21 protein-coding genes are annotated in these 25571 nt (G+C 62.9%); 7 read left to right on the forward strand and 14 right to left on the reverse strand.

Going from position 1 to position 25571, the window contains the following annotated elements; genetic code table 11:
* Positions 1-158: 158 nt before the first annotated feature.
* Genes HMPREF2690_RS01395 through HMPREF2690_RS01410 form a run of 4 tightly spaced genes read right to left on the reverse strand, consistent with a single transcriptional unit; the run spans position 159 to position 4909 of the window.
* Complete coding sequence (locus HMPREF2690_RS01395; protein WP_070819968.1) at positions 159-1895, reverse strand: acetyl/propionyl/methylcrotonyl-CoA carboxylase subunit alpha; 1737 nt, start codon at positions 1893-1895, stop codon at positions 159-161.
* 17 nt (positions 1896-1912) lie between these two features.
* The gene (locus HMPREF2690_RS01400) at positions 1913-3460 is read right to left on the reverse strand and encodes a 5-oxoprolinase subunit B/C family protein (RefSeq protein WP_070819969.1); all 1548 of its coding nucleotides are present in this window, start codon (positions 3458-3460) and stop codon (positions 1913-1915) included.
* Positions 3457-4212 (reverse strand): LamB/YcsF family protein, encoded by a 756-nt coding sequence (locus HMPREF2690_RS01405; protein ID WP_070819970.1) that lies wholly within the window; start codon positions 4210-4212, stop codon positions 3457-3459. Before HMPREF2690_RS01405 ends, HMPREF2690_RS01400 begins: the two co-directional genes overlap by 4 nt.
* Positions 4213-4267: 55 nt before the next feature.
* A complete protein-coding gene (locus HMPREF2690_RS01410) occupies positions 4268-4909 on the reverse strand; it encodes a GntR family transcriptional regulator (RefSeq protein ID WP_070421271.1) in 642 nt (213 codons plus the stop codon).
* 156 nt (positions 4910-5065) lie between these two features.
* Between HMPREF2690_RS01410 and ppk2 the strand changes: the two genes are divergently transcribed.
* The gene (gene ppk2 / locus HMPREF2690_RS01415; RefSeq protein WP_070421270.1) at positions 5066-5917 is read left to right on the forward strand and encodes a polyphosphate kinase 2; all 852 of its coding nucleotides are present in this window, start codon (positions 5066-5068) and stop codon (positions 5915-5917) included.
* Here the strand turns inward: ppk2 and HMPREF2690_RS01420 are convergent, their stop codons facing one another.
* The 7 genes from HMPREF2690_RS01420 to HMPREF2690_RS01450 all read right to left on the reverse strand — a co-directional run bounded on the left by HMPREF2690_RS01420 (position 5918) and on the right by HMPREF2690_RS01450 (position 12818).
* A complete protein-coding gene (locus HMPREF2690_RS01420; protein ID WP_070819971.1) occupies positions 5918-6679 on the reverse strand; it encodes an HtaA domain-containing protein in 762 nt (253 codons plus the stop codon).
* Positions 6680-6743: 64 nt separating this feature from the next.
* Positions 6744-7007, reverse strand: coding sequence for a hypothetical protein (locus HMPREF2690_RS01425; RefSeq protein ID WP_070482633.1), 264 nt, complete (start codon positions 7005-7007; stop codon positions 6744-6746).
* A 5-nt stretch (positions 7008-7012) separates the two neighbouring features.
* On the reverse strand, positions 7013-7858 hold the full coding sequence (locus tag HMPREF2690_RS01430; RefSeq protein WP_070819972.1) for an HtaA domain-containing protein: 846 nt from the start codon (positions 7856-7858) through the stop codon (positions 7013-7015).
* Between the two features lie 92 nt (positions 7859-7950).
* A complete protein-coding gene (locus HMPREF2690_RS01435; protein ID WP_070421266.1) occupies positions 7951-8754 on the reverse strand; it encodes a heme ABC transporter ATP-binding protein in 804 nt (267 codons plus the stop codon).
* Positions 8751-9794, reverse strand: a complete 1044-nt coding sequence (locus tag HMPREF2690_RS01440; RefSeq protein ID WP_070614900.1) for a FecCD family ABC transporter permease — start codon at positions 9792-9794, stop codon at positions 8751-8753. The genes HMPREF2690_RS01435 and HMPREF2690_RS01440 overlap by 4 nt, the downstream gene beginning before the upstream one ends.
* Positions 9791-10858 (reverse strand): heme/hemin ABC transporter substrate-binding protein, encoded by a 1068-nt coding sequence (locus HMPREF2690_RS01445; RefSeq protein ID WP_070482637.1) that lies wholly within the window; start codon positions 10856-10858, stop codon positions 9791-9793. The genes HMPREF2690_RS01440 and HMPREF2690_RS01445 overlap by 4 nt, the downstream gene beginning before the upstream one ends.
* A 25-nt stretch (positions 10859-10883) precedes the next feature.
* Positions 10884-12818 (reverse strand): HtaA domain-containing protein, encoded by a 1935-nt coding sequence (locus HMPREF2690_RS01450; RefSeq protein ID WP_070819973.1) that lies wholly within the window; start codon positions 12816-12818, stop codon positions 10884-10886.
* A gap of 92 nt (positions 12819-12910) precedes the next feature.
* Here HMPREF2690_RS01450 and HMPREF2690_RS01455 point away from each other — a divergent pair, with 92 nt between their 5' ends.
* Complete coding sequence (locus HMPREF2690_RS01455) at positions 12911-13339, forward strand: hypothetical protein (RefSeq protein WP_070570903.1); 429 nt, start codon at positions 12911-12913, stop codon at positions 13337-13339.
* A gap of 11 nt (positions 13340-13350) precedes the next feature.
* Here HMPREF2690_RS01455 and HMPREF2690_RS01460 read toward each other — a convergent pair whose 3' ends face one another.
* The 3 genes from HMPREF2690_RS01460 to HMPREF2690_RS01470 form a co-directional block, all read right to left on the reverse strand.
* Positions 13351-13998, reverse strand: a complete 648-nt coding sequence (locus HMPREF2690_RS01460; RefSeq protein WP_070482664.1) for a biliverdin-producing heme oxygenase — start codon at positions 13996-13998, stop codon at positions 13351-13353.
* Between the two features lie 83 nt (positions 13999-14081).
* A complete protein-coding gene (locus tag HMPREF2690_RS01465; protein ID WP_070772299.1) occupies positions 14082-14663 on the reverse strand; it encodes a DNA-3-methyladenine glycosylase in 582 nt (193 codons plus the stop codon).
* Positions 14660-15442, reverse strand: a complete 783-nt coding sequence (locus HMPREF2690_RS01470) for an HAD family hydrolase (RefSeq protein WP_070819974.1) — start codon at positions 15440-15442, stop codon at positions 14660-14662. Before HMPREF2690_RS01470 ends, HMPREF2690_RS01465 begins: the two co-directional genes overlap by 4 nt.
* 40 nt (positions 15443-15482) lie before the next feature.
* Here HMPREF2690_RS01470 and HMPREF2690_RS01475 point away from each other — a divergent pair, with 40 nt between their 5' ends.
* The 5 genes from HMPREF2690_RS01475 (at position 15483) to HMPREF2690_RS01495 (ending at position 25568) form a co-directional block, all read left to right on the forward strand.
* Positions 15483-16463, forward strand: a complete 981-nt coding sequence (locus tag HMPREF2690_RS01475) for a 3-hydroxyisobutyryl-CoA hydrolase (RefSeq protein WP_070819975.1) — start codon at positions 15483-15485, stop codon at positions 16461-16463.
* Positions 16464-16582: 119 nt separating this feature from the next.
* Positions 16583-17974 carry a glyceraldehyde-3-phosphate dehydrogenase gene (locus HMPREF2690_RS01480; RefSeq protein ID WP_141758915.1) on the forward strand — a complete coding sequence of 464 codons (1392 nt, stop codon included), beginning with the start codon at positions 16583-16585 and terminating at the stop codon, positions 17972-17974.
* 189 nt (positions 17975-18163) lie between these two features.
* Entirely contained in the window at positions 18164-18403 is a 240-nt protein-coding gene (locus tag HMPREF2690_RS01485; protein ID WP_141761165.1) for a hypothetical protein, read from the forward strand.
* A gap of 161 nt (positions 18404-18564) precedes the next feature.
* On the forward strand, positions 18565-23190 hold the full coding sequence (locus HMPREF2690_RS01490; protein ID WP_141761166.1) for a carboxypeptidase regulatory-like domain-containing protein: 4626 nt from the start codon (positions 18565-18567) through the stop codon (positions 23188-23190).
* 8 nt (positions 23191-23198) lie between these two features.
* Positions 23199-25568: a zinc metalloprotease gene (locus tag HMPREF2690_RS01495; RefSeq protein ID WP_141761167.1), complete on the forward strand. Its 2370-nt coding sequence runs from the start codon at positions 23199-23201 to the stop codon at positions 25566-25568.
* Positions 25569-25571 lie beyond the last annotated feature (3 nt).

A 25571-nucleotide genomic window follows, 5' to 3' on the forward strand; every position in this document is an offset into this window, starting at 1 on the left:
GCGCCGCTATGCAGGTATCACAACCGGGTCAATGATGATGACCCGTGGCGTAAGAAACGGGGCCGGATCGTCATGGTGCGGGGTGCCCCGGTATGGATTTCACCCCGCGGCTACCCGGTGAAAAACACCAACCGCGGGGCAATGGACCAACTCTTCGGCTAGGAGATCGTCGCGATCGTGGCGTTCGCCTTGACTCGCTCACCCTGCTGAGCCGCCAGCGAGATCTGGCCGTCGCGGGTTGCCTTGATCTGGGATTCCATCTTCATGGCCTCGATCGTGGCAATTGGGTCGCCCTTGGCAACAACGTCGCCGTCAGCCACGAGCCACTCCACGATGGTGGCTTCGTACTTGGTGGTCACGGCGCCCGCGGCATCAGAAGCCGGAGTGGAAGCCTCGGCCGGGGCTGCGTTTCCTCCGCCGGTGCCGAGGAGGGCGACGGGGAAGCCGATGGTGTGGAGTTTGCCGTCGATTTCGACGACGACGTTGCGGCGTTCGTCGTAAATGTGCTCGATGTCCACGTTGTTGTGGCGCTGCGACGGCGAGTAGTTGTGGTCCACCCAGTCGGTGTAGACGTCCAGGGTGTCGCCGGTCAGTTCCGGGGCGACGACCATGTCGCGGTGGAACGGGATGACGGTGCGCACGCCTTCGATGGTGAACTCGGACAGGGATTGTTCGGCGCGGCGCAGGGCGGTGGCGCGGTCCGGGCCCCAGATGATGAGTTTGCCCATCAGTGAGTCGTAGTAGGGCGGGATCTGCCCGCCGGTGATTACGCCGGTGTCGACGCGTACGCCGGGGCCGGTGGGGGCGTCGAAACGCGTCACGGTCCCGGGCGACGGCGCGAAGCCGTTGGTCACGTCCTCGGCGTTGATGCGGAATTCGAAGGCGTGGCCGTTGATCTGTGGGTCGACCGAGTCCCCGTCGACGAAGGAGAGGGGAAGCCCGTCGGCGATGCGGAACTGCTCGGCGATGATGTCCACGCCCGTGACGGCCTCGGTGACGGGGTGCTCGACCTGCACGCGCGTGTTGACCTCCAGAAACGACACGGTGCCGTCCTCGGAGACGATGTATTCGACGGTGCCGGCCGACTGATAGTTGGCCTTGCGGATGATCTCGCGTGCGCCTTCTTCGATGGCGTTGCGTTGCTCGTCGGTCAGGAATGGCGCGGGGGCTTCTTCAATGAGCTTTTGGAAGCGGCGCTGGGTGGAGCAGTCGCGGGTGCCAAGTACGGCGACGTTGCCGTGGGCGTCGGCAAGCACTTGCGCTTCGACGTGGCGTGGGTGGGTGAGGAACTTTTCCACATAGCATTCGCCGCGGCCGAACGCTTCGCGTGCCTCACGTCCGGCGGAGGCGAAGCCCTCTTCGATGTCGGCTTCGTCGAAGACAACTTTCAAGCCGCGGCCGCCGCCACCGAATGCGGCCTTGATGGCGATGGGCATGCCGTGTTCTTCGGCGAAGTCGCGCGCTTCCTCCCACGTTTCCAGTGGTTCGCCGGTGCCGGGGGCGAGTGGCGCGTTGGCTTCGACGGCGAGGGCACGTGCGGAGAGTTTGTCGCCGAGCAGTTCGATGGCGTCGGGCGATGGGCCGATCCATGTGAGGCCGGCTTGTTCGACGGTGCGGGCGAAGTCGGCGTTTTCGGAGAGGAATCCGTATCCGGGGTGGAGGCAGTCGGCGCCGGCGCGGTGGGCGATTTCGATGAGCGCCGGGATGTTCATGTAGGTCTCGGCGGAGGTTTTGCCGGGGAGGAGGTAGGCCTCGTCGGCGACTTGGGTGTGGAGTGCTCCGGTGTCGGGTTCGGAGTAGACGGCGATGGAGCGGATGCCGAGGTCGCGTGCGGTGCGTGCGATGCGGACGGCGATTTCTCCGCGGTTGGCGATGAGTACTGCATTCAAAGTCATGTTCGGTCCTAGAAGTGTTAGAGGGGATAGCGTTCGAAGCGGAGTTTGGCGCCGGGTGGGAGTTGGGCGGCGATGTCGACGTCTTCGTTGATCACGGTGGCCATGACGGGGTATCCGCCGGTGACGGCGTGGTCGCGGAGGAACAAGACGGGTTGGCCGGAGGGTGGGATTTGGATGGAGCCTGCGACCATGCCTTCGCTGGGGAGTTCGCCTTCGCGTTCGCGTGTGAGGGGGACGTCGGATTCGAGTCGGAGGCCGACGCGGTTGGAGTCGGCGGTGACGGTGAATGTGGTGTTGAAGAAGCGTTCGACGGCGTCGTTGCTGAACCAGTCGTCGCGGGGGCCGAGGACGCAGCGTACGGTCCCGACGACGTCTGCTCCGTCGCGTTCGACACGCAGGGGGTTGGTGAGTAGTGAGTTGGCGGATTGTGGTTTGGCTAGGGACATGGCGATCTGATCGCCGCTGTGGAGTGGTTTGGGTCCGAGGCCGGAGAGCATGTCGGTTGCGGCGGAGTTGAGTTCGGTGTCGGCGATGAGCCCGCCGCGCACTGCGATGTAGGTGCGGAACCCGAGGCGCGCTTGCTTGACGACGACCTCAGCACCCGCCGGGACAATCGTCGGCGTTGCCAGCAGTACGGGCCTTCCGCCGACGGTGACGTCCGTGTCGGCACCGGTGACGCAGATGACGGTTTCGGTCAGTGCGGTCATGGTGAGCCCGCCGATGTTTTCGAGCAGGGTGGCGTTGCGTTTGTTGCCTACGGCTGCGTTGGCGGTGCGGGCGGAGGCGCGGTCGGCGGAGCCGGAGGTGGTCACGCCGAGGTTGCCGTTGCCTTGGCGGCCGAGGTCTTGGTAGAGGGTTTGCAGCCCGGCGTCGTCGAGTGTGAAGACGGGGCGGCGTGGTGGGGTGGCGAGGTGGTGGCGGGCGAGGGTGGTGTCGTCGTTAAGTGCGTCGACTGCTCTGTAGTGCACACGGTCGCCGGGGGCGACGAGGGCGGGCGGGGTGGCGGTTGAGTCCCACATTGGAGTGTTGGTGGTGCCGATGAGCTGCCAGCCGCCGGGGGAGGTGCGTGGGTAGACGGCGGAGAATTCGCCTGCTAGTGCCACGGCGCCGGCGGGCACGGCGGTGCGTGGGGTGTCGCGGCGCGGGATGCTCAGGGCGCGGGTGGCGTCTTCGGGCACGCAGTAGGTGAAGCCTGGGGCGAATCCGCCGAAGGCTGCGACCCAGGTGGTGGAGGTGTGCCAGTCGATGAGTTCGTGGGTGCTCATGCCGAGCGATTCGGCCAGCGGGGCGAGGTCTTCGCCGTTGTAGAGCACGTCGATGGCGATGTCGCGCGGTTCGGTGTGTTCGGCGGCTGCGGGACTGTAGGTCTGCAGCGTGTCGATTGCCTTGGTGGTCGCGGTGGGCGAGTCGAAGGTAAGCAGTACGGTGCGTGCGGCTGCAACGACGTCGGTTTGGTGGTCGAGCGGGCTTGCCGTGAGTGCGGCGTAGTAGTTCATCACCGTGGCCAGGTCGGGCAGATCGACGATGAGGCCGCGGGTGCCGACCCGTTTGATGCTGAGGGTCATAGGACGCTCGCGATCGTGATGTTTTCGTCGCGAAGCTTAGCGACGACACTGCGTGTCAGCTCGACCGAGCCTGGGGAGTCGCCGTGGACGCAGACGGATTCGGCCTGCACTTTGACTTCGGTGCCGTCGATGGCGGTGACGGAGCCGGTGGAGGCGACCTGGAGGACGCGTTCGGCGACGGCGGCTGGGTCGTGCAGGACGGCGTTGGGTTCGCGGCGCGATACCAGCGTGCCGTCGGGGTTGTAGCCGCGGTCGGCGAACGCTTCGCGGATGACGCGCATGGCGGCTTTTTCTGCGATGTCGACGGCAACACCGCCTGGCAGCAGCATGACGGCCAGGTCGGGGCTGAACGCTTTGATGCCGTCGATGACGGCTTTGGCGTGGGCCTCGTGGTGGACGATGGTGTTGTACAGCGCGCCGTGTGGTTTGACGTAGCGCACGTGCATGCCGTGAACGCGGGCAAGCGCGTCGAGGGCGCCGATTTGGTAGAGGGTTTCGTCGGCGAGTTCGCCGGGCGTGTAGTCCATGAATCGGCGGCCGAAACCGACGGGGTCGTTGTATGCCACGTGTGCGCCGAGTGTGACGTTATGTGCTGCGGCGTCTTTGAGCGTTCCGGCTATGGAGTGGGGGTCTCCAGCGTGGAAGCCGGTCGCAACGTTTGCGCTGGAGACCATCTGCAGCATCGCCGCATCGTCTGCGACCGGGTTGCCCGCAGTCGTTTCACCGAGGTCGGCGTTGAGGTCGATATGCATGACCCCAGTTATACCGCTGTTCGAGTGTGACCCCGAACATAAGGGGGGTGCGGGGCTAGATGAGCTGCCCGCTGTTGATCTTCTCGATCATCTCGATGATTTCGGTGCTTAGCTCAATCAGTTGGTGCTGGAGGTAGTCGGATGCGCCCTGGCGATCGTCGGCACGCAGCAGCTCCACGATGTGCTCATTAATGCCGATGAAACGGCGGTTGAATGAGGGATCCTTCTCCAGAATCGGGAGGGTGGCCAGGCGGAGGAAGGCGTCGAGCTGGTCCATGGTGTCGCCGAGGGTTTTTGAACCCATCGAGGACAGTACGACGTGGTGGAATGCCTGGTTCACAGCGATGAACAGGTCGTCGTCCTGTTCCTCAATTGCGGTGCGGCCTTCGGCGTTGAGCTCCTCGAGGCGGTCGACGTCCAGGTCGGTGCCCCATAGCAGTGCAGCAGGTTCGATTGCTGCACGTGCGCGGAAGGTGTCGGTGATGAATTCCGCTGTTGGGGTCGCGAGGAACACACCGCGGTTGGGGATGCGCTCGACCAGGCCTTCAGCGGTCAACATTGCGAAGGCTTCGCGCAGCGTATTGCGAGATACCCCGAAGCGGTCAGCGAGGGCCACCTCGTTGAGCTTCTGTCCGGGGATAAACTCACCGCGCGAAATCGCTCTGCGAACTTCGGCGGAAACGTTATGTGCAAGCATGGCATCCGTTTAGGTCAGCGTTACCGGGACTTTTTGAGTGACCCGGTACGGTATTGAAAAGGTTTCGGGAGAAGTATAGCCCATAGATTGTTCAACAATGTCTTCCCTCGCGAGATAATTGTTGTGTCGTTTTTGTCTGTGAGTACGGTTATACCTATGAGCCAAGCTAAAAAGCCGCCGAAGTTGTCCCGTGATGCCTATGAGCAGGAGTTGCTGCGCCTCCAGGCTGAGTTGGTTGCGATGCAGCAGTGGGTCGTCGAAAACGGCGAGCGTGTTGTGATCATTATGGAGGGGCGTGACGCTGCGGGCAAGGGCTCCGCAATTAAGCGCATCACCCAGTACCTCAACCCGCGTCAGTGCCGTGTGGAGGCGCTGCCGAAGCCGACGGACCGCGAGGCGGGTCAGTGGTACTTCCAGCGCTATGTGGAGAAGCTGCCGACGGCAGGCGAGATCGTCATCTTTGACCGTTCCTGGTACAACCGTGCCGGCGTCGAGCGCGTGATGGGCTTTGCCACCTCTGAGGAGTACCGCCGCTTCCTGCACCAGGTGCCGATCTTTGAGCGCCTGCTGGTTGAGGACGGCATCATGCTGCGCAAGTACTGGTTCTCCGTTTCGGATGAGGAGCAGTACAAGCGTTTCCAGTCCCGTCGTGAGGATCCGTTGCGTCAGTGGAAGCTTTCGCCGATGGATCTGGAGTCCATTACGAAGTGGGAGGAGTACTCCCGCGCGAAGGACGAGATGTTTGTCCACACCGATATTCCGGCGGCGCCGTGGTACACGGTGGAGAGCGAGGACAAGAAGCGGTCTCGCATCAATGTCATTTCGCACTTGCTGTCGACGATTCCGTATGAGCATATTGAGCCTGACCTCCCAGAGATTCCCGAGCGTCCGGCGATCACGGACTATGAGCGTCCGCCTCGCGACGAGTTCCGCTACGTGCCCGATGTCGCCGCCAAGTTGGAGAAGCGCAAAGTGGGCAAGGGCAGCAAGAAGAAAAAGAGAAAGTAGTTACCGGGGCAGCCACTGCGCAAGGAGCGCCCGGACCGGGGTAAGGGTTGATGCGTAGGCGAGACCGCCAACTACGGTGAGCACGCCCACGGCGATGCCCGCGATCGCCCCAGGGCTGAGAGCAGTCGCCCCGAATGTCACGTTGAGATCCACTTCAGAGTCTTTTAGCAACGTGCCCTTCGGGTAGTGCCTGAGGGACTTCTCCATGCCGGTATCCGACACCGTTGTCCGGTTGTGCTCTGTCACTCGTTTCGGCGGGGTGATCTCGCTGCCGAGTGTGAAGGTGACCAGCGGCTCGTCGTCCCCCTTGGCACCGACTGGCTTGTACGTCTTGTTCGCGACCCCGGCGAGGAGGTAATCGCCGTACAAAGTGGCGTTTTTTCCCTCCACCTTCAGCTTGAGGTCCGAGTATTTTACATCTACGGCCCAGCCGTCGTAGCCACCCGCATTCTTGTATCCCTGTACCTGCGCTGAGCCGTCGAGCGCGAATGTCCACGTCTTTCCGGTCCGCGTCGCGGAGGTGACCGGGAAGGAGAATTCAAGCGCTTCCTGGTTCCACGTCGCGCCCCCGCCTGTGAGCACGCGACCTTGACCTTTAATGACGGCCTGATTCAGAAAACCGGTGGAAATGGGCCACACAAATTCGCCGCCAACCTCGGCGGGCTCAGCAGAGGAGCTTTCGGCGGCGGCAGGAATTGCCAGCGCAGTGGCGAATATAAGCGCGGAGAACCCCGCCGCAGCGGCGTTTCGGGAGATGAGCATTGAGGCGAATCCTTTTCGAATCAAATGAGGGCCCCGCCGGACGACGGGGCTCTTGAGGCAGTGTTTAACGCACCAGTTGGGGCAGTTGTGGAGGCTTGATGCCGAGGATTGACGCGGCCCCCTGTATGAGGGCGCTGAGCGCGAACCCTAAACCGGTGAAAGCCATCGCCAGTGCGATTGCCCGCGTGGCTTGCGTAGCCGGCGAGCCGTCGTCTGTCGAGGAAATCTCCGTGAAAGTGTCTTCCTCCGCAGTTTGGCCTTCGGCGACGGCGGGGGAGCAAAGCAATAGCGCCACCGCCACCGCGGTGGACAATCGCGCCTTGCACATGGACGCTACTTGCCCATGAACTGGTTAATCAGCTTCTGGACCGAAGGCTGAGTCGCCGCAAAGCCCAGGCCGCCCAGCACTGCGATAACCGCCATGACAATGCCGACGATTGCGCCGGTGCTCGAGCCGTCCTCATCGGTCGGCTTCGGGTCAGTCGGCTTCGGGTCGGTCGGCTTCGGGTCGGTCGGCTTCGGGTCGGTCGGCTTCGGCTCCTTCTTCGGGGCCTTGAATGCGAGGTTGACGGCGACTTTCGAGTCATCCAATGGCTTGCCGACTTCGTAGCTCGAGCCGAAGATGTCGACGCCGAACTCGGTCAGCTTGGTCGGGGTGAACGTCGCAGACAACTTGTTGTCCTTGCCGGGCTTCAGCGCATCTGTGACCTCGAACTCTGCGATCGGCTTGTCGTCTCCGGTGGCGGTGGTGGGCTCAGAGCCCGGCATTGCGCCCTTGCGCACGTAATCCGCCTGCAGGACGCCCTTCGTGCCGTTGACCACAATCTTGAAGTCGGACATCTTGATGTCCATAGCGCCGTGGTGGCCCTCGATCGAAATGGCGCCGTCGAGGTCAATGGTGCCGTTGCCGTTGGCATCGAGGGCGGAGTCGGCGGCATTGACCGGAAGTGCGAAGTCAGCAAGCTTGCCGTCGCGAAGCACCTTCTCCGCGCCTTCCGTGGTTGTGATGGTGCTGGCGACGAACGGGGATTGCACGTAGCGCAGGAACGATTCCTTGATGTTCCAGTGCGCATTTCCCGACTCGATGGTTGGCGCATCCGCGAAGGCAGCGGGGGTGGCGAATGCAGTCGAGATCATGGCCGTGGCGGTGATGGCCGCGAGGGTGGTGGTGCGGGACATTGATGAAGCCTTTCGGTGAGTTGGTGTGGTGGATGTAACATCGCACCGATGGGATAGGGTAGGCTAACCTTAGCAAGGTATCCCTAACTTTTTCAAGGGGTGGGGGGAGCTGGGGCTGGACACCAGAGTCCGGAGACGGGTTCACCCGCCTCGTCGGGGGCCACTAGGATCCGCCCACTGCTTCGCAACACGGTGATGGGCCAGTCGTAGACGGAGCTGAGAATCGCGTCGTTGTATACTTCGTCAACGGTGCCTGCCGCTGTAATCTCGCCCGCCTTAAGGCACACGACGCGGTCGCAATATCGCGCCGCGAGCTGTAGGTCGTGCAACACGACGATGACTGTCACACCGCGACGCGCAAGCGCGCGAACGGCTCCCATCGTTTGTTCTTGGAAGTGAACGTCCATGGCTGCCGTTGGTTCGTCGAGAAGCACGACCTGCGTTTGCTGCGTGAGCACCCGCGCGAAGGCTGCGCGGGCTCGCTCTCCGCCGGACAGCGTCACAATCTCGCGGTCCTGTAGGTGGGTGATCCCCGTCGCGTCGAGCGCCGCATCCACGATCGCCGCATCGTCCGGCCCACGGCCCCAGGGGTGGCGGCCCATTTCGACGACATCGCGCACGAGGAAGGAAAACGCCACGCTGACGTCTTGGAGCATGACAGCGCGCGTGCGCGCGAGTTCGGAGGCTGTGCTTTCCGACGCATCCTTGCCCGCCACCTCGACCACTCCGTGCGCGAGCTGAATGTCACCCGCCAAGGCCGACAGCAGGGTCGACTTTCCGGCTCCGTTGGGTCCGATAAGCCCGGTGACCTGGCCGGCGGTTGCGTGCAGGTCGACTTGGTTAAGAATAGTGCGGTTTTGCTTCTGCACAGTGACGCCACGTGCGGTAACACTCATATCTGGTGGTTCTTTCGTATCATTTGCCGCAACAGCAAGAAGAATGTTGGCCCACCGATCAGCGCGGTAAATATGCCAATCGGTAGGTCTGCAAAGGGGATGATTGTGCGGGCGAGAATGTCGCCGGCACCGATCAAAAGTGCCCCACCGAGAGCTGAAGCGGGGAGCAGCACCTTATTGGAAGGGCCTACTGCAGTGCGCACGATGTGCGGCACCACAAGACCCACAAACCCGATCAGTCCCGCAAACGAGACAGCGGCAGCGGTGAGCAGCGTCGACAACACGATCGCCGCCATTCGCAGGCGTGTGACATTGAGCCCGACGTGGTAGGCGGCCTGGTCGCCGAGTGCGAGAAGGTCGAACTTGCTGCCTAACAGTATCGCCAGCGTCAGTGACACGATGACCACGCCTGTCACTGCGCCCGTTTGCGCCCAGTTCGCGCCCGAGAGAGTGCCCATCTGCCAAAAGATGATTTGCTCTCGCGCGGTCGTGGGGGCCATAAAAGTGAGCACTGAAATAATGGCACCGCAGATAGCGTTGGCCGCGATACCCACCAAGATCAGGTTGAGCACGCGAACCTTGCCGCCGACTCGTGAGAGGAAGTACACCACCGCGGTTGCAAGGGTCCCAGATATAAAGGCAAGGACGGGCACCGTCATCGTGCCGAAAGTGGTGAGCCCGAAGACGAGCGCGACGGCGGCCCCGACGCCCGCGCCGGTGCTCACGCCGATCACGCTCGGCTCCGCGAGCGGGTTGGCGAAGACTGCCTGCATGAGCGCCCCGCTGACGCCCAGCGCGGCACCGACGAACAGACCGAGCATCAGGCGGGGGAGTCGGATCTGCCAGATCACGGACGCTTCCAGAGAGGTTGCAGACAGCGGGCCGGCCTGGAGAATCGGCCACAGCTCACGGACCGAAAGCTCGAACTGTCCAACCATGATCGAGCCGATGGCTGTCGCCACCAGCAGCACACTGACGGTCGTGAACAGCGCCACACGGCCGCGGCGGCGGGCGTGAAACACCTCGGCGGAAGATGTCACTGCCCCTCCCCGTACAGGGCGTGGGCTGCGCGCAGCAGAAGTTCCCCGGTTTGGGGGCCGAACGCAAGCGAGTCGCCGTCGGGAAGTGAAAGCACGCGCTTGTGCTGGCCGGCGGTCGTCTGTGCGACACCGGGTCGTTGAAGCAGGCCCTCGATATCGCCGGTGGATTGCAGCCCGCCGTTCATCATGACGAACACCTCCGGATTGACCTGGGCGAGCGCTTCGGGGCTGGCGGGGGAAGCGTTGCCGATGCCGTTTTCAGTGTTCACGTCGACGCCGCCGAGCGCCTCGATGAGGTCCTTGGTGCCGTCTTCGCCGCCGAGCAGGTAGAACACGCCGCCGGTCCCGCGCGCGTACAGGAATGACATGCGCAGCGGCTGTTTCGGGACGACCTGTTTGATCGCTTCGAGAGCTTGCTGCACCTCTTTTTCACTTCGTTCCGCGAGGAGTTTGCCCGCTTCTGGCTCCCCGACGACGGAGGCCACGTTCATGATGTCCTCTCCCATTGATGCCATGGTCCGTTTCGGCTCCATGACGACGGTGGTCACGCCCGCCGCGCGGATTTGGTCGATGGCCTCGCTCGGACCGACGGAGTGATCCACGATGACCAACGTCGGGCGCAAGTTCAGTATTGCCTCCACGTTTAGTGAGTGACCGTTTTCGGTGACCACGGGAAGGTCAGAAAGCGAGGGTTCCGCGGAGCTGACCGTGCGACCGACAATGTTGTCCGCCAACCCGATACCGCGGAGCGTCTTTGTGTAGGTGCCGTAGAGGTCGAGCGCGAGGATGCGGGAGGTGTCGGTAACCGTGACGTCGTGGCCGTCGGCGTCAGTGAGTTCGACGGGCAGCGCAGTTTCGCGCTCCGCTTCGACGGGTTCTACCTCGGAAATCTCCGATACCATCGCGACGCCCTCAGCCTGGTGCGGGTCGGCTCCGGTTGCGAGCGACTGCGAAAGCGCCTTTTGTTCGGTTTGCACGGGGTTGTCCCAGCTGGCGCAACCTCCAAGCGACAGACCCACGGCCGCCGCGACCGCGCAGACGAGGGGTGTTTTCCAAAGCTTCATTGAGAGTTTCCTTTTCTATCCGGTTTTATCCGGTCGCAATAAACCTGGTCAGCGCGCCACCGGCGCCGAGCAGCGAGGCCACCAGAAGCAGGAGTTTGGCCACCGTTGAGTCGTCCCAGCCTCCGCTGCCGGCGCCGTCGCCTGCCGCGGAGTTTTTGATCTGGAACTTTCCGCCTTCGGGCTGTTTGGCGGATTCCACGGCATCTGTACCTTCTACCTCGTCGAACACGCTGCCTTTTGCGTTTTCGGGGGTCGTCCCTGAGTTCAGCTTCGCTTGGGCTCCTGCCGTGCCGCCGCGCTTCAGCGCCGCAGCGTCACCTGCGGTTCCGCCTTTGCCTGTCGACGACTCCGAGGAGGCCCCACCCTGCCCCTCGCGGCAGTTCGCCGTGTTGCCGAGGCGAGCGCTGAAACTCACTGGGTCGAGTGGGGCCCCAGCGGGGTAGAACTGGCCGAACGCCTCCGCGCCGACTTGGGTGAGCGTCGCCTGCGCGGAGCCGGACACCGCGGAATCGGAAACGCTCAGCTCGCTGAAGGATAAGTTGGCGATCGCGACGCGGCCGAAATCATTCGCCTTGCCATCAGTGCTATTCGACGAAACATTGATGACGATTTGGCCCGAATCGCCACTGAACTGGATCTCCATATTGGAAAAGCGGGTGTCTAACACCCCTTCGTGGCCGGTGAAATGGATGGTGCCGGGGTAGAGGATGGAACCGGAGCGTGCGGCAGTGTCCACCGCGCCGGAATTGCCGGAGAACGTGAACGCGTTGCCGTCGTCGCCGACGCCTTTGAGTTCCCAGCGTCCTTTCGCGATGTTGCCGCGGATGTACGTGCGGAAAGATTGGCGAATGCCCCACTGGGCCTCGGAACTGACAATCCCACGAGACGCGCTCGAGTCACAGATCCCGCTGTCGCTGGCGCCACCCGCAGGTGCCGCACCAGTGGGTTTTGCTGCATTACCGGTGTTCGTGCCGCCACCCACCTTCGGCGCGCCGGCTGGTGTCGCGGGGACGGAGCCAGGGTTGACGTTCGCTGGACTGTTCGTTGCGTTGGAGGTTCCTCCCGTTCGGGAGGCATTGGACGTGGGGGCGCCGCTGTTGGCCGCTGGTGCAGGGCGCGTGCCTTCCTGCGTTGGAAGTACCCGGCGATGCAGTGACTCACCGCTGCGCAACAGTGTCTCAGTGTTGGCGAACATCGCGTTGAGTTCTTCCAGGGTGTCGTTGATCTCGCCGAGGAGGCGGGCCGGGCCGGAGGTGGCGCCCGATCTCTTTGCGCCGGAGGTGCCACCGCCCTCTTTGGGCTGTGGGGCGGGGCCGGAGGCGTCGTTAAGCGATAGCTCAATTGTGACCGGGTCGAGTGGAGCGCCCACCTCGTAGAAGCCACCGAAGATCTCCGCACCGGTTGTGGTGAGGGAGGTGGGGCCTGCGATGGTCGTTGTTTGTGCGGAGAAATCCGGGGCGGCGTTGAGCGCGATGGTGGCGAGCAGCTCTTGGGTGCCTTCGCGCACCGGGCCGGTCGAGTTCATGCCCTCGTACTTCCGTGAAGCGTAATCCACCCGCAGTTCGGCTTGAGCGCCATTGACCACCACTGTGGGGTTGCGCAGCGTCATATCAAGCGCGCCGTTGTGCCCGGTGAAATGGACCTCACCCTGGAAGCTGATTTCGCCGGCCGAGGCTGAAGTCAGTGCCGAGGATTTGGCGTCGAACGTGAAACCGTCGCCTGAGCGCTGTGCGCCGCCACCGACCGAAATGCTGCCGTGGGCTATGGGACCTTCGATGTATTTTCTGAACGATTCGCGCACCCCCCATTGCATGGTTCCCGCTGAGACACTGCGGTGTGTGCTGGCAGACTCTTCGGCCGCCGCGAGAGGAAGAAGCGCAGGCGCGGCGCCGAACATGGTGGCGGTAAAGCCGATCAGACTCGCGCAAGCGACTGCGCCGAGGTGGGTGCGAACATTCATGGTTGCCTCGAGGTGCGAAATAGCAAAAAGTAGGTAGGCTAACCTTACCTAAGTAAGGTTAGGTTTGCATAATGTTGAAAGGGGTTGTCGTGATGGCGCAACAGACGGGACCTGCTACCAAACTCATTCGACCTGTCGGTGTGCGATTGCCGCGCACATATGAAGGCGGCGCTGTGCACTTCGTCACCTGGGAGCGCGCCCTGATCGCCTTGATCACAGGTGTGATCGCGTTTGGGGCGGGTACCGGAAGCATCTGGGTGGCGTTCCCTGCGAGCGTGGCGTTGGTGGCTGCGGTTCTCGGGCTTTCGTCACTGCCCTCGCATAAGGGCCGCGATGCCGGTGCTCGACTGGGCAAACGCGCGGGGATCGTTCTCGCGGTGGCTTGGGGGTTGATTGTTTGCTTGGCAGTGCTAGTGCTGTTTCTGGTGCCTGCGCAGTTCACGCTCACCGGCGGAGTGCTCACTGCGTTCGTGGCGGCTGGGGCGATCTGGGGTGCGATCGCTTACGTTGACAGGCGTTAGTGAGCCTCGGCCTAGCCGGCGTGGGTCGAAAGGTCCTGGAACACTGCCTGGTTCAGGGCGAAGACGTGCTGGGCGGTGGAGATGATTCGTGCGCGCTCTTCGTCGTTAAGCTGCATCGCGTCGAGCGCCTCCTTGTAGTGCGCGCGGTAGTGTGGGATCTTGCCTACCGCAGAGAAGTTGTAGAAGTGCAATGCCTCGTCGGGCAGCGCGTACGCATTCTGGAACACGCGTGCGAGCACCTGTCCGCCGGCAATGTCGCCGAGGTAGCGCACGTAGTGGTGGGCGATGACTTCCGGGCCGGAGTCCGGGGTGAGCGCCTCGAGTTCGGCAACGTAGCGCCTCGTGGCATCGAGTGGGGCGGTGGTTTCCTTCCAGCCGGCACCGAGCATGGCGGTGAGATCGGCTTCGAGGGCGGGCACGCGCTCGAGGCGCTCGTCGGCGATCTGCGCCACCGCGGGGTGGGAAGCGGCGCGGCGCACCGCATCTTCGAGTGCCGAATAGATGTGGAAGTACTGCACTGTCAGCTCTGCTACGGCTGCCCGGTCCAGCTCGCCTTTTCCAAGGCTCGACATGAAGGGGGAATTCTCGGCGCTGGAGTGCGCAGTGGCAGTCTGGTCTTTGAGTGCGGCCGACAGTCGCTGGTCAGTGGGGGCGGCCATGGTCATCTGCTTCTCCAATCTAGGAATGAAGGGTAGGTTACCCTTAGTTGTAGATTGAGAATATAGGTAAGCCTAACCTTCAATCAATCACCCAAAAGGTTGATCCGCTTCGGGCGCCCGCGTGGTGTGGATACGGTCTTGTCGCCGGGGATCCAGAACCGCCACGGGGCGTCTTTGTTTTTGGAGATCCCGATGCGGGGTCCTGCGACCCATTCGGGTTCGGTGTTGCGCGGGGTGAGGTGAATGGGGGTGCCGTTGTCGCCTAACCCCAGTGCGAGTGCTTGGCCGAGGTTGCCGGGCCCGCGGGCGAGGTTTTCAAACGGGATCAACGCGCGGTCGGGGCGTTGTCGTCGCTCGCGGGCGAGTGCTTCGCCGGCGACGACTTCGCCGCCACGCATGAGGCAGCCTTGGCCGATGCCTTCGGGCGCGCAGACGATGTTGCCGTTGTGGTGGATGCCGTAGGAGAGGTAGACGTACAGCCTGCCGGGTGGGCCGAACATGGCGGCGTTGCGGGCGGTTTTGCCCCTGTGCGTGTGGGCGGCGGGGTCTTCAGCGCCGAGGTATGCCTCGATTTCGGTCAGGCGCACGGTTACCCCGTTGTGGGTGATCAGGCACCCTAGCAACTGCGGTGCGACGACGTCGGCGGGTTGGGTGAAGTCGATCATTGCAGCCATTGCGCAAGCTTATCGACGACCGCCTCGTCCCCATTCGTCCCAATCACCTCATCCGCGATCGCTTTGAGGTCGGGATGCGCGTTGTCCATCGCTACCGCGTGGCCGGCGGCGCGGAGCATGCCGAGGTCGTTGAGGAAGTCGCCAAACGCCGCCGTCTGCGCAAGGGGGATACCCAGCGTGCCGGCGAGCGCTTCGAACGCGTGGCCCTTGTCGGCATCGGGGTGCATGATGTCCAGCCAGTGCTTGCCGCTGACCACTGCGCGCAGGTCGGGTGCGTGTTCGCGGACCCAGGGTAGGGCGTCGCGTTCGGCGTCGGTTTCAACGTAGAGGGCGATCTTGACCACGGGGCTGGGGTGGTCGCCGAGCGCCGACAGCGTTGTGCGCGAGGCGTAGTACTTGTCCACCTCCGCGTCGATCGCCGGCGGCAGCGGGAGGGTGGCGGCTACCTCCGGGGCGCAGATGACGGTGTGGGCGGGAAAGGGAGCGTCGGGTAGCGCTGCGATGAGGTTGCGGGCGGCGTCTGCGGGCAGGGCCGTGGTAGAGACAACTTCGCCGCCGTGCCACACCACTGCGCCGTTTTCAGCGATGAACGTGTCGCATGCGGGGAACATGCGTTGCAGTGTTGCCAGTTGGCGGCCGGAGGCGGGGGTGATGGTGACGGACTGGGCGGTGGCATCGTCGTAAAGCTGCCAAAAGCGCTCAGGTACCTGGCCTTCCGGGGTGAGGAGGGTGCCGTCCATGTCGAGTGCGATTAAGCGTGGCGTCTGCATTGCCCACACCATACCGGTGTGATGTGGAACACTGGGCGGCATGACTGAGTTTGTGAAGACCGAAGTACGCGGCACGACCGGGGTGATCACCCTCGACCGCCCCAAGGCCCTGAATTCTCTGAACCCGGAGATGGCGCGCGCCATCGACGAGATCCTGAAGCAGTGGCGTGACGACGACACCGTCACCCAAGTTGTCATCCAGTCCTCTGGCAAACACTTTTGCTCCGGCGGCGACGTCCGTGCCGCGCGCGACGGTGTCCTTGAGGGGCGCCTGGACGAGGTCGATGCGTTCTTTGCCGACGAGTACGCCATGAACTTGGACATTGCGAACTACCCCAAGCCGTACATCGCGCTGTGCAACGGCGTGATCATGGGCGGTGGCATGGGTGTGTCGGCGCACGGCTCGCACATGGTGGTCACTGAGGACGCGTTCGCCTCCATGCCGGAGATGAACATCGGCTACATCACTGACGTGGGTATGTCGTGGTTGCTGCAGAACTTGCCGAAGCACCCGTCGCAGGCGCTTGGGGCGTTTTTGGCGCTGACGGGCTACCGCTTGAGCCCGGACGACATGCTGGCTACCGGCCTGGCCACGCATAAGGTTGCCTCGCTTGACGGGGTGCTCGACGGGATCGTGGAGCACGGGCCCGGCTACCTCGACGAGGTTGCGCTGGAGCAGGGTGAATCGCAGCTCGAGGCACTGTACGAGGACATCGAGGCCACCTTCACCGGCTCCTGGGCCGAGATCCGCGAGCGCCTTGACGGCGAGTTCGGCGAGAAGGTGCAGGAATTGACCAAGCAGGCGTCCCCGTCGTCGCTCGTGGCGGCGGCGGAACTCATCGCAGCCAACGCATCACAGGATCTGGCCGGCGCGCTGGACAACGAGCGCCGCCTGGGCGCGGTGATGGTGCGTGAGCCGGACTTTGCGGAAGGGGTGCGTGCGGTGCTCGTCGATAAGGATCAGGCCCCCAAGTTTGCCCCCGAGGCGGACCCCTCCAAGTATCGCGCTGTCCTGCGCTAAAGTAAATGGCGGTGTGGGGCTGAAATTGCCCCCGAATCCAACACGCTGAAGGAGCAACGTTGACCGAAACCACAAACCCCCGCGACGACTGGAACCACAAGCTCACCCTTGCCCAGGAGATGCTGCCGCTGATCAGCCGCCTGCACCGCGAACATAACGCGGTCACCTCGGTTTACGGCCGCCTGCTGGTGGGTGTGACCGACATCGAGATCATCAAGGCACACCGCTACGCGCGTCGTATCGACGAAAAGGAGCTCGCCCTCGACGAGACGCTCCCGATCCTGCGCGAGCTCGTGGAGATGGATCTCGGCACCGCTTCGATCGACCTCGGCCGCCTGGCCAAGGAGTTCAAGTACTCCGACGAGAAGGATCTGCGTACCTTCCTGGATGCGCAGCTCGCTGACGTCATCGGTACCTCCTCCGAGCTCGATGCACGCGACGTTGTGCTCTACGGCTTCGGCCGAATTGGCCGTCTGCTCGCCCGCATCCTGATCGCGCGTGAGGCAATGTACGGCGGCGTGCGCCTGCGTGCGGTGGTGGTGCGTAAGAAGGGTGACATCGACATCATCAAGCGCGCATCCCTGCTGCGCCGCGACTCCATCCACGGCCCGTTCAACGGCACGATCACCGTGGATGAGGAGAAGGAAATCATCTGGGCCAACGGCACCCCGATCCAGATGATCTACGCCAACGACCCGGCCGAGATCGACTACACGGCGTACGGCATCAACAACGCCATCGTCGTCGATAACACTGGCGTGTGGCGCGACCGCGAGGGCCTGTCCCAGCACCTGCAGTCCAAGGGTGTGGACCGCGTGCTGCTTACCGCGCCGGGCAAGGGCGACATCCCGAACATTGTCTACGGCATCAACCAGGACATGATCGGCGACGAGCGCATCCTGTCCGCAGCGTCCTGCACCACCAACGGCATCACCCCGGTGCTGAAGGTGATCAACGACCGCTACGGCGTCAAGCACGGTCACGTTGAGACGGTTCACGCGTACACCAACGACCAGAACCTGGCCGACAACTTCCACAAGGGCAACCGTCGCGGCCGCGCAGCGGGCCTGAACATGGTGCTCACCGAGACCGGCGCGGCGAAGGCCGTGTCTAAGGCACTGCCGGAGTTTGAGGGCAAGCTCACCGGCAACGCCATCCGCGTGCCAACCCCGGACGTGTCCATGGCTGTGCTGAACTTGGACTTGGAGAAGGACGTTGAAAAGGACGAGGTGAACACCTTCCTGCGTCGCGTGTCCACCCACTCCAACCTGCGCCAGCAGCTCGACTACATCTACTCGCCTGAGGTTGTGTCGACGGACCTGCTTGGTACCTCCCACGCATCCGTGGTTGATGGTCTGGCCACGATTGCTTCCGGCAACCACCTCGTGCTCTACGTTTGGTACGACAACGAGTACGGCTACTCTCACCAGGTGGTTCGCGTTGTTGAGGACATTGCGGGTGTGCGCCCGACCGTGTACCCGGCACGCAAGGAGCCGTCTGAGATTCAGTAGCGCGTTTGCTTAGCGACGACTCCACCGCCCCGGCCGCATTCGGCCGGGGCGCTTCGTCGTGTAGTAAGGGTGTGGAATAGCTGGCAGTTCCGTAAAAGATTTAGATAAGGCATATAACTAAGTGGTATCATTCCTGTGTTTTACCGTTCGTTTCCCGTGCCTTTGCTTCGAGAAAGTTGAATGACGCCCATGTCTCGCTATTCCGATGACCCCCGTCGCGTACACCGCCCACGGGGCATGCGCATCACCGCAGTTGCGACGGTGCTCGCGCTTGCCGGCACGGTCGCCGAAGTCCCGCTGGGTACCTTCACGCCGGTCGCGCACGCGCAGAGGGCGCCCATTCTGCAACCTGGTATCGACCATGGCGAGGTTCGCATTGAAACGGCAATTGGCGAGGAGCGGTCTTCTTCAACGGATCCGTGCGGGTGAAGACGGTATCCATCGAGTTCGTGCCGCCGGAAACCGCGCCCCCGCCGCTCTTCGCAAGTACTGTTAAGTCAGCGCCGAAGGATGATCCGGTATTCAAAAGAATCCCTGAAGTCTCGCAGTTCAAGCTTGATCACCGCGTTTACAGAAACCGCCAAGAAGTTGTGCTGAAGACATATGATGTCACCGTCCACCGCAGCATCGCGACAACCCCCTCAGGCAATTATGCGATTCGACTGCGCTATGAGCTACCGGAAGAGTTGCAGGTAGAAAGAATGCACCGCCTGATCCTTTGGGGGATGGGCAAGGGCGGTTATCCGACTCCGATGGCCGGTGGTGGCTCCCGGTACACCGTGCCTATGGTCAACATGGCTTCGCCGGGCAAGGTGCGTGTGCATAATCCGGACGAGGAGCCAGTCGGCCGCCCGAAGGTGTTGGTGAACAGGAAGTGGACCAACCGCCAGGGCAAGGAAATCGTCCTCCAGGGTGAGGAAGCGGTTGCCGATAACGGCTCCTACTGGCTGACCTCCAACAACCCAGGAACGACGTACCAGATTGGCGTGCGACCTCCAGCGGGCTTTGTCAGCCCGGCGACCAAGCCGTGGAAGGACGAGGCCACCGCCCCGGATTTTGATCTGTACCCGATCACCGTCACCGGCCGGGTGATCGACGACAAGGGAGTCGGCATCTCCGGTGCACGTGTGACCGTCGGCGGTAAGTCGGCCCAGACTGATCAAAGCGGTAACTTCACCGTGCCCAAGGTTCCGGTGCCCAAGGATCCAGAGGATAAGTACACGCTGGTCGTGGGCGAAACTGAGGACAGTCAGGGGACAGAGGTTGAAGGTGTCAAAGTAGAGGATCAGCGCGTCAACCGCATCGCGGACCCGATCGTTGTGCAGCGCAAGCAGCAGTACGGCAAAGTCAGCGGCAAGGTCAACGGGCTGCCGGAACGCACCAAGGTGAAGGTGCGTGTCGTCGGTACGAACACTGTCGTAGACACCGATGAGAACGCGGAGTTCACCATCCCGAACCTGGCGGTGGGCAAGCACGTGCTCGAGGTCGTCCCAGAGTCGCTGCCGAAGGGCTATTCGGTGACCCAAACGGCAGACGTGGACGTCAAACGCGCAACAACCGCGAACGCAAACTTCACCGCCACGCGCGATAAAGGCAGCATCTCTGGTGTGATCTCCGGCGTGCCGGCCGACAAACAGGTCAAGATCCGCGTCACGGGTCCCGAGATTTTGGAACAGACCGTCTCGGGCGGCCACTACAGCTTCCCGGACCTGCCCACCGGGGACTACCGCGTCGAAGTGATCAACAACTCCGTGCCACGCGGATACTCCGTCACGGGCCCGCAGAACGCCAAGGTGGAAAAGTACGAAAACAGGACTGTTGGGTTCGCGGTGATTGCGGACAACGTCACGGGCGAGATCAAGGTGGTCGACGACGCCAACAGGCCAGTTGCCAATGCATCAGTCACCGTTGACGGACGGACCGAAACCACCAATGCGGAAGGCCTTGCAACGTTTGCGGATCTCGCGCCGGGTGCCTACACCGCCGCAGTGTCTGCTGCCAGGGGCAAGTACAGCGGCGCATCCCAGGGGTTCGTGCTGTATCCGGGCGATAATGATCCGGTGACGGTGAAGGTTGGTTCACTGAACCAAACCGGTGGCATTGTTGTCGACGATCTTGGTCAGGCTGTGGCGGGTGCGCAGGTCGTCGTCAAGCAAGGCTCCCGTGTCATCGGCACTTTCCCGACCACCCCGGAAGGCAACTTCGACGCCGGCGCGCTGGCTGCAGGCAACTACACCGCAGAGGTGGTCCGCACCAACACGTACGGCGCGGCGAGTGCAAACTTCACAGTCGAACCCGGCGGAGACACCGAGTCGGTGATGCTCAAGGTCGCGCTGCACCGCGGGTCCATCAAGGTTGGCACCTCGGGGACGTTGGCTCCGACGGAGGTGTTCCTCAACGGCGGCCCGAACAACGAGTACCTGCCGATTGAGGAAGCCGGCGGCGACTACGTCTTGAATGACCTGTACCCGGGCGAGTACACCCTTGGTGGGCGCGCCCCGGAGGGGTACACGATCGAGGGCGGCGGCGCAGTCACCATCAACCCGAATGAGACGTCGGAAAAGACACTCAACGTTGTGCGCAACCTGGGCAATATCGCAGGTAGCGTCACCGGCCTGTCAAGCGGACAACCCGCCGAGATCCAGGTACGTGGTGCAGACCAGAACACCGCTGGCGTGAAGAAGACTGCGCCCGTGGTCAATGGGACGTATTCGATTGCTGGTCTGCCAACGGGCACCTACACCGTCGAGATTGTTGGCCCGCAGGGGTATTCGGCGCCGTCGCAGGCTGCGAAGGTGAAAAAGGACAGCACCGAAACGCACGACTTTGCGCTCGCGCTGGACAAGGTGGACCTCGTCTTGCAGGTTGTCGACGACACCGGCCACCCCGTCGCCAACGCCAAACTTGATGTCGCCGGGCGCACGGTGAATACCAACGCGGAAGGCATGGCTACGGTCGAGGACATCCTGCCCGGAACCTATACGGCCAAAGCCGCCGAAAGCGAGACCCACAGCGAAGGCAGCCGGGAAGTCACGCTGCAGCCCGGCAGGCACGGCAGCGGCGAAATCCTGGTGAAGACGCTCAACGCGGTGAGCGGCACGCTTCTCGACGACCTCTCCGCACCCGTCGCCAACGCCCCCATTCGCATCACCCAGAACGGTGGGGAAGTCGCCGAGGATACGACCGACGCACACGGCAGGTTTAACGCGGGCAACCTGCACGCCGGCGAATACACCGTGCAGGTTGAATCCAGCGACAACCACGGAGGAACAACCAAGCGTTTCAGTGTGGAGCCGAACAAGCCGCGCGACCTGGAGCTCACGGTGGCGCTGGTCAAGGGGGCCGTCAACATCTCGGTCACGGGTGATGCGGAGCCAGAGTCGATCATGATCACGGGTGGACCGAAAAACGAAACCCGCAAGGTAGAAAAGGTTGACGGCAAGTACGTCATCGATGGCCTCTACCCAGGTGATTACACCGTGACCGCAAAGGCACCGAGCAACCACACCGTCACACGTGAAAACGACGGCAAGGTCACGGTCAAGCCAGGCGAGCAGTCCAACCTGGGCATTACGGTGAAAAAGGAGCCGGCGACGTCGAATCCGGCCCCGCAGCCGGATCCGTTCGTGTGGGCACCTGTGGTGGTGCACGCCGGCGAGGTAGGCATTGGCACGCCGACGCGTAAGGGGAGCAGTGACCCGGTGCCGTCTGGGTTCACCACCAACGGCGTGGAAAAGGTCATCTCCGGCAACAAGACGGAACAGGTTGCGCCGAAGGATTCCTGGATTCGTGTGGAGCAGGACGGCACGGTCGTCGCCACGCCACCGCGCGATGCCGCGCCCGGAACTTACCGCGTAGAGGTCAACACACCGACGGGCCAGCGCGAGGTCGTCGAGGTTGTCGTGGCTGAAGAAAAACTCATGGCCGATCGCTACACGGTCGAATGGGCGAAAACCCCGGTGCCTGCTGGTGTGGAGCGCTCCTCGAGCTCGCCGCGTGCGCAGGTGGTGGAGCGCGGCTTCACATACGACGACCGCGTGCTGCCCGCAGGAACAACGTTTAAGCCGAACGCCAAGGGCGTGACCATCGACGCCAAGGGCAGCATCACGTTCAAGCCGGAGGCCAACGCAAAACGGGGCACCCACACGGCCCCGGTCACGATCACTTTCCCGGACGGCAGTTCCAAGACGGTCAACGCCGTCTTCGAGGTCGGCGAGCCCATGCTGGCCGACCTGGCAAACCTCGGCTACGAAGACGAGATCATGGTGGTCCCGGGACTGAGCGCAACCGTGCTGCGCACCGGCGACGCTGCGTTGCCCGAGGGTACGACCTTCAAGATGAAATCCGGGTCGAGCCTGGGCGGCTGGTCCGCGACGGTGGACGCGAACACCGGCGACGTGCGAGTCAACGCGCCAAAGGTGAACGCGCGTCCGCTCACGGTCAAGGTCATCGCCTACTTCCAGGATGGTTCCACCAAAGAACTTGAAGCGCGCGCTCGCTTGGCCACAGCTTCTGCACACGCCGTGAAAAACTCCATCTCCTACCCGTCTACCACGGTGCGGGTGGGCAACACAGTTGCAGTCGCCGCTGTTGGCGATGCGGTCAAGGGCGCGGTCTTCGACGTGATCGATAACGCTGGCCTTGACGTCGGCGTGAACAGATCCACCGGCGCGCTGCGCATCACGGCGCCGAAGAACGCCGAGATCGACGAAACCTACAAGCCGCTGATCCAGGTGCGCTACCCAGACGGCAGCGCACGCGAAATCACCGCCACGGTCACGGTGCCTTCGGATGCGGCGACGTTTGACGCCGGATACGTTGGAGCGAACGTTCCTATCGGCGGCGAGGCTCGTCCGGAACCTTCGTCGAAACTGCCAGAGGGCACGCGGTTTAGCATCGACGGCTTCAACGAGCAGGGCTGGACAGCAACTATCGACGAAAAAACCGGCCGCATCACCGCCCGTTCCAATGGCAGTGTGCCCAACGGCAAAACCACCTCCGTCAAGGTGCGGGTGACCTACCCGGACGGATCCTCCGAACTGGTCAACGTCCCCCTGACGGCGAGGGCGCCGGAGGAAGTGGTGGTTGAGGATAAGGGGTCGTCGACAAGCGTTGGCTGGATCGCGGTCCTCGTGGGCGCGCTGGCGCTGCTTGCCGGCGTAGGATTCGCCGCATTTTTGAACCAAGACAAGATCATGCAGGTACTGGGTAGGTAGGCAACAACATGCGATTTTCCACAAAAGTAATGGCAGTCGGCCTGTGCGCCGCCCTCGCCCCCGTCTGCGTTGTGCCCGCGCAGGCCAAGGTCACACAGCAAGGCAGGCAGGTTGTCGTTGAGGGGCAGCAGAAGAGCACATGGTCGCCGTACATCAACGCGACCGTGCGCCCCGACGGACAGGGCCTCTTCGACTTCGACCACCCCGAAGCTGCCGCCGAGGTGCTCAAGTACGGGCTGAGCACCGACGTGTACGTCAACGAGGCGAAAATGCCCGTCGACTGGAACGCGACGCCCGAAACCCTCAGCAGAGACGACGGAACCGACACGGTTGTCTACACCCAGACGTTTAACGGTGTTGAGGTCAAACGCACCATCAACATTTTCGACAACATCATCCAGTACACCGTCACCGCCACCAACGTCTCGGGCGCCCCGGTCAATGTCCGCGTCGAATCCGTAAGCGACATCATGGGCAACCACGGCCAACTCCGCGCGCAGCAATACTTCGACGGCGAAATTCGCGTCTCCCCGGAAAAGCCCGGCCACACCGCCCGCGTGAAGTTTGCGAACGCCGACCGGTTCGGCGTAGGACCGACCGCTGAGAAAGCCAAGGAGAGCCGCAACGACAACGACGCGCGCTTCCAAGCTGGACGCTGGAGCAAGAGCCTCGCAGCGGGTGAGGGGTTTAAGGCCGAAACCCAGGCACGTTTCATCCCGCAGCCTGCCGCGTTCGACTCCGACGGCGATGGCCTGCGCAACTCGTGGGAACGCGTCGGCATGAAGCTCTCCTCAGGCAAATCGCTGCCAATCCACCAGTGGGGCGCCGACGAGAACAAACCCGACCTGTTCCTGCAGCTGCACTGGATGCGATCCGAGTGGGAACAGCTCAATTGCGACCGGAAGGAATCCTTCGCGGCATCCGTGGCGGGCTTTACCCAGTTCGCCGACTGTGCGCGTGCAAACACGAAGGACTATGCGCCGTCACCGGAGATCCTCAAGCAGTTGGAGGAGCGCTTCGCCAAACAAGGCATCAATCTCCACATCGTTGCGGGGCCGGAGTACGTCAGTTCCTCGATGTCCAGCATGAAGGAGGCAGACCGCGAGGGCGGCAAGACCGAGGACTACGCCAAAGAATTCATGCCAGGGTTGGCCGATCCGAAGTTGGCCAAAGACGAATGGGCTTACGCGCTGTATGCGCAAAACCAATTCATCTCGGCACGCGAACGGTTGCTGGGAGAACGCAAGGCGGTCTTCCGCGTTGGCGTCATCGGCGACACGATTTCTCGCGGCGACTCCTCGACAGGCCTCGCTTTGGTCAACGACTCCGTATTCTTCGTGGCGAACCATCCTGAGATGACCACGCAGGAGCAGCTGCGCAACACGATCCTGCACGAGTTCGGCCACACCCTGAACCTGCTGCACTACGGCGCGCACGTGGAGTCAAACACGGCACCGGCGCGCGATGACCTCGAAGAGTACAACTCGGTGATGAGTTACGCGCACCAGTTCAACCAGTTCAACTTTGCCGAAAAGGAAACGCACGGCCACGACGAGACCGGCAGGGAGTTTCAGATCCCGGCGGACTGGGCGAACCTGAACCTTCCAGGCGCGAACGTTGGCCAAGGCCACATCGGAGTGAACGACGAGACAGACAAGGAAAACGACAAAGACGACCACGATCACGACCACTCGCACGGCGAGGAAAGCATGCCGGTGCTGACCGAAGGTGACGTCAAAGAACTGGTCATCAACGCGGCAAGCAACAACAAGTACAAGGCAGGCTTCCGTCTCAACGAAACCGCAAACGGTGACAATGGCGTCGTCGCACAGCTTGGCGACGACAACGTCCTGCGCGGCACCATCTCCAACCTGGGAGACGTGGACGAGCGGTTTAAGGTCAGCGTCAACTACGGCTCGGGCGTGTTCCAACAAAGCTACGACCTGAAGCCTGCCGGCAAAGTCGGCGACGAGAAGCAGGTAGACATCAAGCTCGACCGCGCGGCGTTTTTGGACAAGCCGGTCGTTCCGCTGAGCGTAGTGGTTACAAACTCGCGCGGAACGGAAGTGTTTAGCCAGTCCTACAACGTCTCCGCGCTGAACTACACCCGTGAAGAGATGGCGAAGGTGCTTGCCGAGGTGCTTGCCTCCGACGCCCCGGAGTACGTCAAGGACATGGCCCGCAGGAAGCTGCAGCCGAAGGACAAGACCGAAGGGACGAGCAATGCACCGGCGGCGCAGAAGCCGAAGACGCAGCAGCCGCCGGCCAACGGCGACGGTGCGGTCTCGCCAGTGGCGATCATCATCGGCGTGCTGCTCGCTATCGGCGGCCTTGGCGCTGCGCTAGCCGGCTGGGCAATGAGCCAGGGCATGATTTAGCGC

This window comes from Corynebacterium sp. HMSC034E11 (genome assembly GCF_001835905.1).
Taxonomy (GTDB): domain Bacteria; phylum Actinomycetota; class Actinomycetes; order Mycobacteriales; family Mycobacteriaceae; genus Corynebacterium; species Corynebacterium coyleae.